We start from the raw sequence: 15,534 nt of genomic DNA, 5'->3' as shown, positions 1-15,534 counted from the left end.
TTGCTTGCTGGCTGCTAGCCATGTGAGTCCTGCCAGTTACTGCCCCGGTGCTTTCTTGGCTGGCGCCTTCTGGGCCGGCGCCGGGATGGTGCCCCCGTTCAGGACCGCCGCGGGTTTTGCGGCGGCAGCGGGCACCCGCCGTATCGGTAAGGCCGCCACGTCATCAGCCACCGGCCGCCGGCTTTCCAGCGGATCGGCGATACTGGCAGGCGGCACAACGTTGAGCTGCCCCGGCACGGCCGGGGCGGCAATGACCGCTCCGGCGGAGTCACCCTTGACGGCTGGCTTGGCCTCACCGCTGACGGTCAGGGTGGACAGGTCTATCTGGCCTTTGCCGGTGGAAGCCACCATTCCCAATTCTGCGGCTTTGGCCGCCAGGTTCTGCGGAGCTTCGAAGTTTTGGACCTGTTGTGTCAGATCCTGGTTCTGCTTGGTCAGCCTGGTCTGTTCGCTGCGGAGCTTCACCAGCTGGTACTGGGCGGTGGACACAGAGATGTTCAGGACGAGGACGGCCATCAGCGCCACGGCGAGCATGCCAAAGCAGAGAACGACAAAGGGCGCGCGGCGTTTCCGCGGCACGGAGCGGACCACCGACAGCGGTGTCCGTGCCTTGCGGTTCCCGGAGAGCCCGGCGTCCGTGTCCCCGGCGTTCCGGCCGGGCGCGGTGAAGTTCTTGACAGCTGCGGTACTCATGCGGCTCTCCTGGCTCTGATGCGTTCCACTGCACGCAGCCGGGCTGATGCTGCGCGCGAATTCTCTGCGATCTCGACGGCGGTAGGCACTTCGGTGCCTTTGGTAAGGGTCTTAAGTTCAGCCTTGTGTTCTTCGAGCTCCACCGGGAACCCCAGCGGAGCCGATGACTTGGAACGCGCCTGGAAGACGCTTTTGACGATCTTGTCCTCGAGCGAGTGGTAGGACATGACGACAATCCGTCCTCCCAGGGCAAGCGCCTCCACCGCCGCGGGTACTGCCCGTTCGAGGACTTCAAGCTCCTCGTTGACCTCGATCCGCAGCGCCTGGAACGTCCGCTTGGCCGGGTGCCCTCCGGACTTGGCGGCGGCTGCCGGGACAACAGCCCGGATCTGCTCCACCAGTTCGCCCGTGGTGGCAAAGGGCTTCACGGCCCGTGCCGTGACAATCCGGTTGGCGATCCGGCCGGCGAACTTCTCCTCGCCCCACTTGCGGATGATCCTGACCAGGTCCTCTTCGCTGTAGTTGTTCACGACGTCGGCCGCGGTCTGCCCGCGGCTGGTATCCATCCGCATGTCCAGGGGCGCATCGAAGGAGTAGGCAAACCCCCGTTCCCGCTCGTCCAGCTGCAAGGACGACACGCCGAGGTCCATCAGGATGCCGTGAACTTCGGAAATGCCGAGGTCCTCGAGGACCTCGGCAATTTCGTCGTAGACGGCATGAACAAGGTCCGTGCGCCCGGCGAACGGTTTCAGCCGCTCTCCGGCGAGGGCGAGCGCCTCCTCGTCGCGGTCGATACCCACCAGATGAAGGTCCGGGAAGCGCTGCAGCATGGCCTCAGAATGGCCTCCCATTCCGAGCGTGGCGTCGATTGCCACCGGGGTCTCGCCCCGGAGGCGTGCTGCTTCGAAGCCCGGGGCCAACAAATTGATGCACCGATCCTTCAGGACTGGCACATGGCGTTCGGACGTCGGTTTGGCGGGATCGTGATCGTTCATTCCTTCGTCCTTCCTTACTCGCCTAGGGGTGTTTCTTGAGCCAGATCCCCATCCGCGCCTCTCCTGGCGGCCGCCTGGCTCCGGGGAAGTGAGCCAGGAGGACGGTGGATGGGCGGCTGGAGATCTCGTCCAAGAAACAGGTTCAGATGTTTCGCGCCGGTCCTCAGAGAATTCCGGCGATGGGGTTGTCGGTTTCGGAGAAGGAGGTTTCCTTCTCCGCCAGGTACACATTCCAGGCCTCGGCATCCCAGATCTCGGCACGGGTGCCGGCACCGATGACGGCCAGCTCCCTGCCAAGCCCTGCGTATTCCCGAAGGGCAGGAGGGATAGTCACCCGCCCTTGCTTGTCAGGCACCTCGTCCGAGGCTCCGGAGAGAAAAACACGAATGTAGTCACGAGCCTGTTTATTGGAGATGGGAGCCTCCCGGATCTGCTCGTGAACCCTCGCGAATTCCTGCTCACTGAAGACGTAGATGCAGCGCTCCTGGCCTCGCGTGAGAACAAGTCCGCCGGCAAGCTCCTCACGGAACTTGGCGGGGAGAATAATCCGACCCTTTTCATCCAGACGCGGCGAGTGTGTCCCCAGGAACACATCCCCACCGCCCGTCTGTCGTCAGAAGCCGAACAACCCCCGCGCTGCCACTACCCTCTTACGTCCTCCACTTTACTCCACTTCTCCCCACAGTCAACGCAACACGGGGGATTATCCGGCGGATGGACAAACAGTTTTGCCGCGGATTTCAGCGGTTTATGCCCGGGGGTGGAAAGTGGAGGGAAATCGCCGCCGGGCGCCGGACATTCCCAGGGGGAGACGGTGAAACAAATACGACGGCGGCGCCTCCCCTGCAAGGCGCCCTGCCTCGAAAGCGGGCAAATCGGGCATATTCCGGGGAAGCCGCCTTCCCGGCCATGCGGCCGTTCATTTAAACAACAAATGACCCGCCGGAGCGGGTCATTGTTTCAAGCCACCAAAGAGGCCAGGTGGTGCAAAGTGGAGGTGGTGGAATTGGAGGCCTTGGAGGTCAGGATTCTCCGCGGCGCCTTTCGTCCCATCGCTCTTCGAGGCTGCTCATGAATGAACTCTTGCCCTTGGATTTCTTCCCGTGACCGCCAGCCTTTTCCTTGCGGGTCGAAGCACTGCGCATGGTGGCGAAGTAAACCCCTGCGCCCATCACGATGAATCCGAGAACTCCGACGAAGATGTGCTGCAGCGAAACCCCCACCAGGAGGAGCAGGACTCCTGCCAGCGTTGCCAGTACGCCAATCACAATGTGCCGGGTGGACCATGTACGGCCGGGATCCGAGCCCATGGAATGGGCGAACTTGGGATCGTCCTCATGCAGTTGCCTCTCGAGTTGCTCGAGCAGCTTCTGTTCGTGCTCCGAGAGCGGCATCACGACCTCCTTAAGTAGGCCAACGTCCGGACTAGCCGGGACCAGTTGTTTCTGCCTCGTCAACGACCGGCATGCTGTACAGGTTCCCGGCTCCCCTTCCTTGGCGGGGCCGTGGTTCCAAGCATACGGACGTTGCGGGTCAGGTGATCCACACGAGTCCAGACGTTCGAAATCTATGTATCTCTAAGGATAGTTTGTTGGGCGGTGTTGTGAAAGACGCTGTTCCCGGATCGCAACCTGAACAACCCCTGAAATACCGCTGAAAAACCGGGCCAGGGGCGCGACAGTTCAGGCCCTGCCCGGAGGCGGCTTGGCGGGGGGTGTCACGGGGTCCAGCAGCCTGGCCGGAAGGACCGATTTGCTGCCGAATTTCGACGCCACCTTGTCCAGTGCCTGCTCGGCCGCCCGCCAGTTGTCGTCCCGCCGGTCGAGGCTCAGCTGCAGGGATGTCTGGGCCTCCGACTCCAGCTGTTCGGCCCGGACGCCCACGAGCCGGACCGTCATGGGGCGGTTCCCCAGGGACTCCAGCAGCTGGATGGCGACGGCATAGATGAGCTGCGCGCTGTCGACGGGCGTATGCACTGTCCGGCTCCGGGTCACCGTGGAAAAATCGGCATAGCGCAGTTTGAGCGCTACGGTGCGTGCCACCATTCCGGACGCCCGCAAGCGCTCTGCGGTCCGGTGGGACAGGCGCAGCAATTCCCGGTGCAGCATGACGTCGTCGGCAGTGTCCACTGCGAACGTTTCCTCTGCCCCGATGCTCTTCTCCAGCCTGACGGGTGTCACCAACCGGGGGTCGATCCCCCAGGACAACCGGTGGACGTGCTCGCCCGTGGCCCCCAGAACCTTTTTCAGCGACGCCACAGGCGTGGCGGCAACATCAGCGACGGTACGGATACCCATCCTGGCCAGCACCTCCGCGGTCTTGGCACCGACACCCCACAGGGCATTGACCGGAAGGCTGTGGAGATAGGGCACCGTCTGCTCGGGGCGGATCAGCAGCAGGCCGTCCGGCTTGCAGCGAGTGGAGGCGATCTTGGCAACGAACTTGCTGGCGGCGATGCCTACAGACGCAGTGATCCCGAGTTCGCGGGCCACTCGACGCCTGATCAGCTCTCCGATTTCCTGCGGGGAACCCAGCCGGCGAATCGCTCCCCCGACGTCCAGGAACGCCTCATCCACACTCAGGGGTTCCACAAGCTCGGTAATGGATTCAAAGATGGACATCAGCTGCCCCGAAACCTCGTAGTAAAGCTTGTGCCGCGGCTCGATGATGATGGCCTGGGGACAGATGCGGTGCGCAACGACCATGGGCATCGCCGACCTGACGCCGAAAGCCCGTGCTTCATACGAGGCGGACAGCACCACCGAGCGGTCCGCCGGATATCCCACGATGACCGCCCTGCCGCGCAGCTCAGGGCGTCCCCGCAGCTCTACGGACACGAAAAACGCATCCATGTCCACGTGCAAAATGCTGCTGCGCCGGAGGTCCCGAAGACGCGCTTCGAATTGGTCTTTGTCCTGGTCCGGCCCCACATCTGCAATCCTATGCCCTGGGGCTGACTAAACTGGAGGCTGAATCCGGCATCAAACCCCAGGAGGAATGCACCTGTGAAGGTCATTGGAACGCACATGCCTGCAGGCCTTGGCCTGCTTGCGGCCGGCACGGTGATGGTGGTGATGTCGGCCTGCACGGCACCAGCCGCAGGACCCGCCGCAAACGCAGAGTCCACTTCGGCGTCGGCCCCAGCGAGCACCACGGCGCCCCCCAGCCCGTCAGCGTCTCCCGGCACATCAGCCAGTGTTGGCGCACTCGTAGCAGGGTTCCCGCAAAAACTACTTCCACTCATGCCGGGAGCCAAAGTGCTGTCGAGCAGCTTCGACAAGGCATCCTCCCCCGCCACCGTCGCACTGGTGGGCTCGGTGGCTGCCAAGCCGGCCGCCGTCGTCGCTTTTTACACCAAAGCGCTCGAGGCGCAGGGATTTAAGGCCGTTCCGGGCAACGCTGTGGGCACCGTAGCCTCCAAGGACTTCGTCCGGGCCGGCAACGAGACCGTTAACATAGCGGTTCCGGAGAGCGCCGGAAGGTCCACCTTCACCATCGGCGCCAACGTGGCACCTGAGTCCGTCAAGTGACGGTCGCCGAACAGCTGCGGGTCGAACAGACAGCCTTTGTGGCCGCTGTCGCAGGCAAACTCACTGACTTCCTGTCCTCCAGGCAAACCGTAATGACGGCGATCTCGCCGGATATTGATCCCATCATGGGATCCATCTCAAACCTTGTCACCGGAGGCAAGCGGCTCCGGGCACTCATGTGTTACTGGGGCTGGCGCGGAGCAGGCGGGCCGGCATCCGCTGATGACGTCATCACCGCGGGCGCGGCGCTCGAACTCTTCCAGGCCGCCGCCCTGATCCACGACGACATCATCGACCGGTCGGATACGCGGCGTGGCGGCCCCAGCGTCCACCGCCGGTTCAGCCAGCTGCACGAGAGCCAGGGCTGGGCCCTGGACAGTGAACGGTTCGGCCACGCCGCAGCCATCCTCGCCGGGGATCTCTGCCTGTCCTTCAGCGAGGAAGCATTTACGGAAATCGGCGAGCACGCGGCGTCGGGAAGCCGGGCGCGGCTGATCTTTAACCTGATGCGGGCGGAAGTCATGGCCGGGCAATATCTGGACATCCTGGAAGAAGTGGCCGGGCCGGTGCGGGACCGGGCCGGGGCCGTGAGCCGTGCCCAGTCGATCATCCGCTTCAAATCCGCCAAGTATTCCACCGAACACCCGCTCGCTCTCGGCGGAGCGCTTGGAGGGGCCTCGGATGAACTCCTTCGCGGCTATTCCGCCTTTGCCCTTCCGCTGGGCGAGGCGTTCCAACTCCGCGACGACGTCCTTGGCGTCTTCGGTGATCCGGTCACCACCGGAAAGCCCGCAGGGGATGATCTCCGGGAAGGCAAGCGGACCGTATTGGTGGCCTTCGCCCTGGACCTGTCCACACCGGAGGAATCAGCGTTCATTGATGCGAAGCTCGGCAGTCCGCACCTAAGCGACAACGACGTGGCGGAGATCCGCAGAATCATTGCGGACTGCGGGGCGCTGCATGCAACCGAAGTCCTGATCGACGAGTTCGGGGCAGCGGCGTTTGAAGCCCTGGAGTTGCTGCCGCTGGACGACCTTCCGAAGACTGCGTTGAGGAAGCTGGCGGAGGCAACGGTAAGCCGCGCCGCCTAAGCCGTCTGCATCCGGCCACAAAGTCGGGGTGGGCGGGGATTAGCACAGGGAGGGCAGCGCCGGGCGGGAGCCCGGCGCTGCCCTCCCTGTCTTAATGCGTTTCCCGCCGGACCACGTTCCGGCTACCGGGCGGGCGGCGCTTCTACCAGCGGCGCTTCTACCAGGCGAGGGACTGTGCCCGCCGGCGAATTTCGGTCTTGCGCCCCTCCCGGAGCGCGTCGATGGGGCGCCCGCGGAGGGAATCGTCGGGGGTAAAGAGCCACGTGATCAGCTCTTCGTCCGTATAGCCGGCATCTGACAGGACAATGATGGTGCCCTTGAGGCTTTCCACGACGTGTCCGTCTTGCAGGAAGGCGGCAGGTACGGACCGGATGCGGCGGTCGCCGACACGGAGGGCGACCAGTGCGCGTTCATCCAGCAACCCGTGGACTTTGGTGATGGAAACATCCAGCAACTGTGCTACATCGGGCAGGGGCAACCAATCGCCGACAAGGCTTTCTACAGTACTCACGGCTCAAGGTTGCCATGGCGGAGACCTGCGCGCCTAGTCGCTGCCACGCCGCCATGCATTTTTGCTGCTTTCCTTCAATGACACACCGCAAAAGCCTGCTTTCAGCACCGCAGCTAATTCTTGTGCTAATCGGAAAATCATGAGAGATTCACTTAGATCACATTTGTAACAGGAATAACTCAAGTAACATTAGTATCACTAGGCACAGGCCTGACCGACAGCATTCGCCGCTGAGAAGAGGATCTTTCCCATGACGACGACCAGCTCGCCAAAGCAGCCCACCAGGCCGAGCCTTCCCATGATCGCGGCGACCACGGCAACGCTGCCTGCCGTCATGCTTTCGTCCTTGGCGCTTGCGCAGCCGGCGGGGGCAGATGCCCGGCCCAGCACCATTCCCGCCATGCTCGCGGCAGCCATGGAAGCCCAGGCCGCTGCCTCCAAGGCCGGCGTCATCCCCGCCGCGTCTGTGCCGGCCGCAGTTCCGGCCGCACTGCAGCCTGCGCGGGTAACGCCGAGCAGCCATCGGGTTGTCCGCGGGGACACTGTCAGCGGCATCGCCGCCCGCTACGGCCTGAGCACCTCGGCAGTGCTCAAGCTGAACAAGCTGAAGCTCAACTCGGTGATTTATCCCGGCCAGAAGCTCAAGCTGACCGGCGGCTCCGCACCGACGCCGAGGAAGGCACCTGCTGCCCCGGCCACCACCGGTGGAAAGACGTACACCGTGAAGTCCGGCGACACCTTGGGCGGCATCGCAGCCAGGCACGGCGTCAAGCTCTCCCAGGTGCTGAGCTGGAACCGCCTCTCCATGTCCTCGATCATTTACCCGGGCCAGAAAATCCGGATCGGCGGCAGCAGCGCGGCTCCGGCCAAGGCCAACCCACCCGCTGCCACGGCTTCGTCCCGGTCCTACACCATCAAGTCCGGCGATACGCTTTCCGGAATTGCATCCCGGCACGGTGTCCGGCTGGCCGCCGTCCTGTCAGCCAACCGGCTCAAGGTGACCAGCATCATCTATCCCGGACAGAAGCTGGTCATTCCCGGGAAGTCCGGGGCAGGAAGCGCCGTGCAGCCGGCGTCGAACGTTACACCGCTGGTGCCCAGTTCGTTCCTCGGTTTCACGTATCCGCCTGCGGTGGTGAGCTCCGCCAACAAGAACAAGGCGCTGCTGAACGCGTCGCCGGTGCCCTCGCTGGCGCAGATGAAGTCCATCGTGGCTGATACAGCGCGCCGCATGGGAGTCGACCCTGCACTCGCCATGGCCTTCGCCTACCAGGAGTCCGGCTTCAACCAGCGTGCCGTCTCCCCTGCCAATGCCATCGGCACCATGCAGGTCATACCGTCCTCAGGCGAGTGGGCATCCGGTCTCGTGGGCCGGAAACTCAACCTGCTTGACCCGTACGACAACGCGACCGCCGGCGTCGCGATCATCCGGCAGCTGATCCGGACCAGCAAGAACCTGGACTATGCGATTGCCGGCTATTACCAGGGGCAGTACTCGGTCAGCAAGCACGGCATGTACTCCGATACAAAAACGTATGTTGCGGCCATCAAGGCGCACCGCAAGAACTTCCGCTAGGCCGCCAATGCCCTCATCCACGTGATGCAGGGCCGCTGAGAATAACGATACGGGTCCGGATCGCATGTTGATTCGGACCCGTATCGTTGCAGCAATTAGGATCGTAGGGTGCAGGAAAACGTGTCGGACAGTCTCGCTGGTTCCCTGGTGGATAACCGCTACCGGGTAAAGTACAGGCTGGCAAGGGGCGGAATGTCCACGGTCTACCTGGCCACCGACCAGCGGCTCGACCGGGATGTCGCGCTGAAGGTCCTCCACCCGCACCTGGTAAACGACAGTAATTTCCTTGACCGGCTCGCGCGCGAGGCACGCGCCGCCGCCAAACTCTCTCATCCGCACGTTGTGGGTGTCCTGGACCAGGGGTTCGACGGCCAAACCGCCTACCTGGTCATGGAGTACATCAAGGGCCACACCCTTCGCGACGTCATCAATGCCAAGGGTGCCTTATCTCCCCGGCTCGCCCTCGCCCTCATAGATCCAGTAGTGGAAGGCCTCGGCGCAGCCCACGCCGCCGGCCTCATCCACCGGGACGTCAAACCGGAAAACGTGCTAATCGCCGAAGACGGCCGGATAAAAGTCGGCGACTTCGGACTGGCCCGGGCGGTCACAACCACCACGAGCACAGGGACGTTAATCGGCACGGTTGCCTACCTCTCGCCCGAATTGGTCCTGGGCAAGCCCGCGGATGCGCGCAGTGATATTTACTCCACCGGAATCATGCTTTTCGAGATGCTAACCGGCCAGCAGCCGTTCGACGGCGAAGTGCCCATCCAGGTTGCCTACCAGCACGTCAATTCAACGGTCGGGCCGCCGTCGGAGCTTGTGCCGGGGCTGGCTGGCGAGATCGACGAGCTGGTGCAATGGTGCACAGCGAACGATCCCGAAAAGCGCCCGGTGGACGGCAATGCCCTCCTCTCGGAGCTGAGGCACATCCGCACCAACCTCTCCGACCAGGAGCTCGACCTGCAACCTCCCGCAGCGCTCCATGCTGCCGAAGCGGCGGGAGGACGCCCGGACACGGCCGGACCCGGTCCGGAAAGGCCTCCGATGCCCCCGCGGCCGGCAGCCGGGAACCATACGGAGGTCCTGGCTCCGGTACAGCGCCCCACGGAAGTCATATCGCACACGAGCAACCCCACCTCGATCTTTCCCCGTGCCCCCCGGCAACTGCCCCCCGCCTTCGGACTGGAGCCAGCGGACGGTGACGAGGCCTACCCCCCTGCCCTGCACGGCAACGGCAGAGGATTGCGGCACGGGGAACCGAACGAAAGGGCGCTGAGCAAACGGGAGCAGCGGAAACTTGATCGCGACGACGAAAGAGCGCGCGCCCGGGCTGCCGCCACTCCCCTTCGAACACTGCGTGAAGGTAACCCACGGCGTCGCGGGGTTCTCTGGATCGTGATTCTGGTCATCGCTGCACTGTTGGCCACCGGCGCCGGCTGGTTCTTCGGGATGGGGCCCGGATCCCCCGGGACCGTGCCGGCAGTAGCGAACAGGACGGTAGCGGAGGCGCAGCAACTACTCCGTGCGGCCGGATTTCAGTCCAGCACACAGGATGTTTTCGACGACGACGTCCGCGCAGGGCTGGTGGTGGGCTCCGAGCCGGAAGCCGGAACCGAGATCCGTAAGTTCCAGCAGGTTTCGCTGTTCGTTTCCAAGGGTCCGCAGCTATTTCCCCTTCCCGCGTTGTCTGGTAAATCCTTAGACGATGCGAAATCGGCCCTCAACAGCTCAGAAATGGCATTGGGCAAGGTAACGGGAAAGTTCGATGAAGCGGCAGCGGCAGGAACGGTCCTCGCTCAGTCCCCTGCAGCCGGAACGCGGGTGAAGCACGGAACCCCTGTAAGCCTCACGGTTTCCAAAGGCCCACAGCCCATTCCCGTCCCTGATGTCCGCGGCGAGGAACAGGGTGCGGCCGTCCAAGCCATTGAGGCAGCAGGGCTGAAGGCGGTAGTCGATCCCAAAACCGTACACGACAGGAACGTCCCGAAGGGCGCCGTCGTCAGGCAGGCACCGGCTTCGGGAAACCTGACGAAGGGCCAGACCGTGACCCTGACCATCTCCGAGGGACCGAAGCTTGTGAAGGTGCCGAACTATATCGGCGAGCAGGTCAGCGATGCCCGTGAAGCACTGGAGAAGCGCGGCTTTGAAGTCCGCGTCAACAACATCCTGGGAGGATTCTTCGGGACGGTCCGGGATCAGGATCCTGTCGACACGGAGGTTCCCGAGGGATCGGTCGTGACGCTCACCGTCGTCTAGCCGGTTTCCGGCAATGCCCCGGTTCCGGCAATGCCCGAAACCGGCTCGGGGTCCCGGCGCCTAAGCTCCGGGACCCCGAGTAACTGTAGAGCACCTCAGTCAGTGCCGGGCACCTCTATCAGTGCCGTGTGAGGGCACCGGCTACGAGGAACGCCATCTCAAGGGACTGCATGTGGTTCAGCCGCGGATCGCACACGGATTCGTAGCGGTCGAGGAAGGCGTCCTGATCAATGGGGTCTGCACCGCCCAGGCACTCGGCAACGTCGTCGCCGGTCATTTCAACGTGCAGGCCGCCCGGAACGGTGCCCAGAGCATGGTGCATCTCGAAGAACCCGCGGACCTCGTCGATGACGTCGTCGAAATTGCGGGTCTTGTAGCCGTTCGGCGAGGTGACGGTATTTCCGTGCATCGGATCCGTGACCCAAAGGACCTGCGCGCCGGATGCGGTGACCTTTTCCACGATCGCGGGGAGCTTTTCACGGATGTTGCCGGCGCCCATGCGGCTGATGAAGGTCAGGCGGCCGGGTTCGCGGTCCGGGTCCAGCTTGTCGATCAGCCGCAGGGCGTCATCACCAGTAGTGGACGGGCCAAGCTTCACGCCAATCGGGTTGCGGACACGTGAGAGGAAGTCTACGTGGGCGTGGTCCAGTTCGCGGGTTCGCTCGCCGATCCAGAGGAAGTGCGCCGATGTGTCATAGGGGAAACCGGTGCGCGAATCGATGCGGGTCAGGGCGCGTTCGTAGTCGAGCAGCAGCGCCTCGTGGCTGGCATAGAACTCCACGCGCCTCAGCGCCTCGAAGTCTGCGCCACACGATGCCATGAACTGGATGGCCCGGTCGATATCCCGTGCCAGCGATTCATAACGTGCATGGGCGGGGTTTTCGGTGAAGCCCTTGTTCCACTGGTGCACGAGGCGCAGGTCCGCGAAGCCGCCCTGGGTGAAGGCGCGGATCAGGTTAAGCGTGGAGGCGGATGTGTGGTACGCCTTGAGCATCCGGCTGGCATCGTGGGCGCGGGATTCGGGCGTGAAATCGTACCCGTTGACGATGTCGCCGCGGTATGCGGGAAGAGTCACGCCGTTGCGGGTTTCGTCGTTCGAGGAGCGCGGCTTGGCGAACTGCCCCGCCATCCGCCCCATCTTGATGACCGGCATAGCCGCACCATAGGTGAGGACCACTGCCATCTGCAGGATAGTCTTCACGCGCGCGCTGATCTTGTCCGCCGTGGCGTCCCCGAAGGTCTCGGCGCAGTCGCCGCCTTGGAGGAGGAAAGCCTTGCCCTGGGCGGCGGCGGCGAGCCGTTCGCGGAGGACGTCGACTTCACCGGCAAATACGAGCGGCGGGAGCGCCGAGAGTTCCCGGACGGAGGCATCGAAGACGTCCCTGTCCTGCCAGGTAGGCTGCTGCGAGATGGGAAGGTCCCGCCAGTTATCCAGTCCCGGATAGTTGGCGGCACCGCTCTGCGCGGTGCTGGTCAGGGAAGAGGCCGGTTTTGCAGATAGCTCAGTCACACTACTAAGAGTAGTGGCCGGAGCGGGCATCCGGACACCCGGCCTGTCATTGACCCGGGGCGGGGCGTCACACGCGTCCGCCCAGGCGAACGTCGGGGGAAGGCGCGTGGCGGAGCGGCTAGGCAGTGCGGGCGGAACCGGCGTCGTTCCCTTCCCCCGGCTCCTGCCCGGGGCGGCTTCCGGGGGTTCCGCCCGCCGCGTCTTCAGGTCCGCCGGCACGGGACTGTTCCCCGGCATCAGACGGGCCAGCAGACGCGGCAGGTTTCGACGGCGGTTCGGTGTGCTGCGCTTCCACCGGCGCGGCGCCATCAGGCGGGATGCGCGGTTCCGGAGCTTCGTCGGCGGGGGCGGCAGCGGCGGGGCCCTTTCCCGCAAGTTGCAGCTTCACCACTGCGGCGTATTCATCCACATATTCCTGCCCGGAGAGGCGCATGAGCTCATACATGATTTCGTCGGTCACGGACCGCTGAATCAGCCGGTCATCCGCCATTCGTGCGTACCGGCTGAAGTCGAGTGGTTCGCCGAAGATCATCCCGATGCGGCGGATGTTGGGCAGACGTTTTCCAATCGGCTGCACCTTGTCCGTACCGATCATCGCCACCGGAATGACCGGGACTCCGGCCTGGAGGGCCAGCCGGGCCACTCCCACCTTGCCCCGGTATAGCCTGCCATCAGGGCTTCGCGTCCCCTCGGGATAGATCCCCAGCAGTCCCCCTCGGGTCAGTACATCCATGCCCGCCTCCAGGGAGGCGGCGGACGCCGCCCCTCCGGAGCGGTCCATAGGGAGCTGGTTGGTGAGCCGGAAGAACAGGGCCGTCAGCCTGCCCTTAAGTCCGGTGCCGGTGAAATACTCCGATTTGGCCAGGAAGATCACGGGCCGCGGCACCATGAGCGGCATGAAGATGGAGTCTGAAAAAGACAGATGATTCGAGGCAATAATCGCCGCGCCCTCGGCCGGGACATTGTCCAGTCCTTTGACCCACGGCCGGAAGAGCGTGCGGAGCACCGGACCAAGAAAGACCCTTTTCATGACCCAATAAAACACGTGTCCAATCCCTCCGGAAGACAACTGGCACGCACGCCAAAGGGCAGGCCAGCACTGCAAATGCAACCCTACTCTAGTGAGATTTATACGGAACAGTGACACGATGGTCTCATGACAGAAAGCAGCGACCGGACGACGCCCGCCGCTTTCAGCTACCCGGGCCACGGACCCAATGCACGCATCGGAATCGCCATTTGCCATGGCTTCACCGGCAGTCCCCTGAGTATCCTCCCTTGGGCCCAATTCTTGGCCGAGCGCGGCTTCGCCGTATCAGTGCCGCTGCTGCCCGGCCACGGGACTCACTGGCAGGACCTGGCCCGCACCGGCTGGGCCGACTGGCACAGTGCTTTCGACAAGGCCTATCAGGAACTCGCCGCCAGAACCGACGACTGCTACGCCGCGGGGCTGTCCATGGGCGGCGCCATCGCGCTCCTGACGGCCGCCCGCCGCAAAGTGGCAGGGGTGGCAGTGGTCAATCCGGGATTGAGCTTCTATGACCGGCGTGTCCGGGTCATCGGAGTGCTCAAGTACTTCCAGCCGACCACGATTCCCATCGAAGAAGAAAATCCGACCGCGTCCCCCACCGAAGACGGCGACTATTCCCGTACACCACTGGCAGCGGTGCATCAGTTGAAACGGCTTTTCGCTGCCGCCGTGCGCGGACTCCCCCGCGTCAAGGCGCCGGTTCTCGTTTTCCAGTCACTGAACGACGCCGTGGTGCCGCCCACGTCCCTCGCCATGATCAGGAAGCGCCTCGGGTCAGCAAGCCTCGAGGTCGTTCCGCTGGAACACAGCGGCCATGTTGCCACCCTGGACGCCGACGCCCCGGAAATTTTCGAAACGTCCGCACGGTTCTTCCAGGTGCATGCGCGAAACAATGTACCGTCGGAGAAGTCATGAGCACAGTCCCGGACCACAGTCCCTTCAGCAGCCCCTTTTCCGGTGATGGCCCGCGCGTTGGTGTAGCCCTCTCACACGGATTCACCGGCAGCCCGCACGGAGTGCGGGCCTGGGCCTCGGCATTCGCCGCCGCCGGTTTCGCAGTCCGCATGCCCCTGCTTCCGGGCCACGGCACCACGTGGCAGGAGCTCGCGCGCAGTCGATGGACTGAGTGGCACGACGCCATGGATTCGGCCTATCTCGACCTGGAAGCTGAGTGCGACCACGTCTTCTCTGCAGGCATCTCCATGGGCGGAGCCCTGGCGCTGCGCATCGCCGCCACCCGGCCCGTTGCCGGTGCCATCCTCGTGAACCCCGCGCTGGTCATTGACGATCCCCGCGCTCCCCTGGCCGGGATTCTCAAACTGGTGTTGAAGAGCACCCCGTCCATAGGCAACGACATCCTCAAACCGGGCATGGATGAAGGCGCCTACGCACGGACGCCGGTGGCGGCCGCCCATGAGCTGAATAAGCTGTTCAAGGCCACCCGCCTGCTGCTGCCGCGCATCACGGCCCCCGTGCGCGTGTTCCGCTCCACTGTGGACCACGTGGTGTCCGACTCGAGCATCGCGGCGCTAAGGCAGGGTCTGGCGAACGCACCGCTGGACCTGACCAGGCTCGAGAATAGCTACCATGTAGCCACCCTCGATAACGACGCCGACCAAATCTTCAGCGGTTCGGTGGACTTTATCCGGAACGTTCTCGGCGACGCACGCCCCGGTCTGAACCAGTCCGCGACAGCCAGCCAGAAGGGCGAAACCGATGAATAGGCCTGATTCAAATTCGTCCGACCCCAGCGCCAACCAAGACGACGCCGTCTGGCTTGACCTGGTGGCGAGGCTCGAAGCGGACACTTCCAGTTTTGGTGCCGAAACAAGTGCCGATGGCGGTGACAGCGGGCCCGGGAACTCTCCCCAGGCGGGCGGCACCGAGCCAGGCTCCACCCCTGACAGCCCTGCCAAACGGTTCACTGACTTTGATCCCCTGGGGCTGGCCCCGCGGGCCGGCGCGCCCAGGGAGTTGTCGGCTGAAGAGCGGCAGCAGGCGGCCGCCCGCCAGCGAGCAGCCGAGACCGCCGACGCCCAAGGCCCGGTCGAGCCGGAGGGGCCCCGCGACTATGGCGTGGATGATGACGGCGAATTCGTGCCGGAGGATCCGCCCAGTCTTTCCGGCATCGATCCCCTGACCATGCTGGCGTGGCTTGGCGCGGTGGGCGCTCCTGTAGCCCTGGTGCTGTCGGCGATGTTCTGGCGCTCAGCGCCGGTCCTGGCAATCCTCGGCATGGTGGTCACCTTCGTGGGGGCGGTGGTGTACCTGATCATGAAACTGCCCCAGGAGAAGGACGAAAACGACGACGGCGCGCGCGTCTAAACAAGGTCGCGCGT

At 64.1% G+C, this 15,534-nt stretch carries 16 protein-coding genes; 7 read left to right on the top strand and 9 right to left on the bottom strand.

All coding sequences use genetic code 11. The features are described from left to right. Positions 1-36: 36 nt before the first annotated feature. From J7E80_RS11795 to dinB, 5 genes are all read right to left on the bottom strand, one after another. Complete coding sequence (locus J7E80_RS11795) at positions 37-693, bottom strand: hypothetical protein (RefSeq protein WP_215051741.1); 657 nt, start codon at positions 691-693, stop codon at positions 37-39. Further along, complete coding sequence (rsmH, locus tag J7E80_RS11790; RefSeq protein ID WP_215051739.1) at positions 690-1,688, bottom strand: 16S rRNA (cytosine(1402)-N(4))-methyltransferase RsmH; 999 nt, start codon at positions 1,686-1,688, stop codon at positions 690-692. Before rsmH ends, J7E80_RS11795 begins: the two co-directional genes overlap by 4 nt. A 163-nt stretch (positions 1,689-1,851) precedes the next feature. Further along, positions 1,852-2,280, bottom strand: coding sequence for a division/cell wall cluster transcriptional repressor MraZ (gene mraZ, locus J7E80_RS11785; RefSeq protein WP_215051737.1), 429 nt, complete (start codon positions 2,278-2,280; stop codon positions 1,852-1,854). Positions 2,281-2,710: 430 nt separating this feature from the next. Then, the gene (locus J7E80_RS11780) at positions 2,711-3,082 is read right to left on the bottom strand and encodes a DUF3040 domain-containing protein (RefSeq protein WP_215051736.1); all 372 of its coding nucleotides are present in this window, start codon (positions 3,080-3,082) and stop codon (positions 2,711-2,713) included. A 288-nt stretch (positions 3,083-3,370) separates the two neighbouring features. Next, on the bottom strand, positions 3,371-4,618 hold the full coding sequence (dinB, locus tag J7E80_RS11775; protein WP_215051734.1) for a DNA polymerase IV: 1,248 nt from the start codon (positions 4,616-4,618) through the stop codon (positions 3,371-3,373). Positions 4,619-4,693: 75 nt separating this feature from the next. Here dinB and J7E80_RS11770 point away from each other — a divergent pair, with 75 nt between their 5' ends. Together J7E80_RS11770 and J7E80_RS11765 are read left to right on the top strand one after the other, a co-directional pair. Beyond that, a complete protein-coding gene (locus J7E80_RS11770) occupies positions 4,694-5,218 on the top strand; it encodes a hypothetical protein (protein ID WP_311380812.1) in 525 nt (174 codons plus the stop codon). Continuing rightward, positions 5,215-6,309: a polyprenyl synthetase family protein gene (locus tag J7E80_RS11765; RefSeq protein ID WP_215051733.1), complete on the top strand. Its 1,095-nt coding sequence runs from the start codon at positions 5,215-5,217 to the stop codon at positions 6,307-6,309. The genes J7E80_RS11770 and J7E80_RS11765 overlap by 4 nt, the downstream gene beginning before the upstream one ends. 157 nt (positions 6,310-6,466) lie before the next feature. On the opposite strand, the gene J7E80_RS11760 is transcribed toward J7E80_RS11765, so the two are convergent. Next, entirely contained in the window at positions 6,467-6,820 is a 354-nt protein-coding gene (locus J7E80_RS11760; protein WP_215051731.1) for an Rv2175c family DNA-binding protein, read from the bottom strand. 198 nt (positions 6,821-7,018) lie between these two features. Then, positions 7,019-7,156: a hypothetical protein gene (locus J7E80_RS23800; protein WP_251036835.1), complete on the bottom strand. Its 138-nt coding sequence runs from the start codon at positions 7,154-7,156 to the stop codon at positions 7,019-7,021. On the opposite strand from J7E80_RS23800, the gene J7E80_RS11755 reads away from it, so the two are divergent. Both J7E80_RS11755 and J7E80_RS11750 read left to right on the top strand, forming a co-directional pair. Continuing rightward, entirely contained in the window at positions 7,119-8,396 is a 1,278-nt protein-coding gene (locus tag J7E80_RS11755) for a lytic transglycosylase domain-containing protein (RefSeq protein WP_251036791.1), read from the top strand. The two genes, J7E80_RS23800 and J7E80_RS11755, sit on opposite strands and share 38 nt — an antisense overlap. Before the next feature lie 108 nt (positions 8,397-8,504). Continuing rightward, positions 8,505-10,655, top strand: coding sequence for a Stk1 family PASTA domain-containing Ser/Thr kinase (locus J7E80_RS11750; protein WP_215051727.1), 2,151 nt, complete (start codon positions 8,505-8,507; stop codon positions 10,653-10,655). Between the two features lie 118 nt (positions 10,656-10,773). Here J7E80_RS11750 and J7E80_RS11745 read toward each other — a convergent pair whose 3' ends face one another. Together J7E80_RS11745 and J7E80_RS11740 are read right to left on the bottom strand one after the other, a co-directional pair. Further along, a complete protein-coding gene (locus J7E80_RS11745; protein ID WP_215051725.1) occupies positions 10,774-12,165 on the bottom strand; it encodes a class II 3-deoxy-7-phosphoheptulonate synthase in 1,392 nt (463 codons plus the stop codon). Between the two features lie 118 nt (positions 12,166-12,283). Beyond that, positions 12,284-13,210 (bottom strand): 1-acyl-sn-glycerol-3-phosphate acyltransferase, encoded by a 927-nt coding sequence (locus J7E80_RS11740; RefSeq protein ID WP_215051723.1) that lies wholly within the window; start codon positions 13,208-13,210, stop codon positions 12,284-12,286. Between the two features lie 111 nt (positions 13,211-13,321). On the opposite strand from J7E80_RS11740, the gene J7E80_RS11735 reads away from it, so the two are divergent. From J7E80_RS11735 to J7E80_RS11725, 3 genes are read left to right on the top strand one after another with little or no spacing between them, the layout of a single operon-like run. Next, positions 13,322-14,110: a carboxylesterase gene (locus J7E80_RS11735; protein WP_215051721.1), complete on the top strand. Its 789-nt coding sequence runs from the start codon at positions 13,322-13,324 to the stop codon at positions 14,108-14,110. Next, positions 14,107-14,919, top strand: a complete 813-nt coding sequence (locus J7E80_RS11730; protein ID WP_215051720.1) for a carboxylesterase — start codon at positions 14,107-14,109, stop codon at positions 14,917-14,919. The genes J7E80_RS11735 and J7E80_RS11730 overlap by 4 nt, the downstream gene beginning before the upstream one ends. Next, positions 14,912-15,520 (top strand): hypothetical protein, encoded by a 609-nt coding sequence (locus tag J7E80_RS11725; protein WP_215051718.1) that lies wholly within the window; start codon positions 14,912-14,914, stop codon positions 15,518-15,520. Before J7E80_RS11730 ends, J7E80_RS11725 begins: the two co-directional genes overlap by 8 nt. Positions 15,521-15,534: the final 14 nt, after the last annotated feature.

The organism is Arthrobacter sp. ISL-28 (assembly GCF_018613875.1).
In the GTDB taxonomy this organism is placed as follows: domain Bacteria; phylum Actinomycetota; class Actinomycetes; order Actinomycetales; family Micrococcaceae; genus Arthrobacter.
The sequence above is the reverse complement of the archived record's forward strand: the minus strand, read 5'-3'. Positions and strand labels throughout refer to the sequence as shown.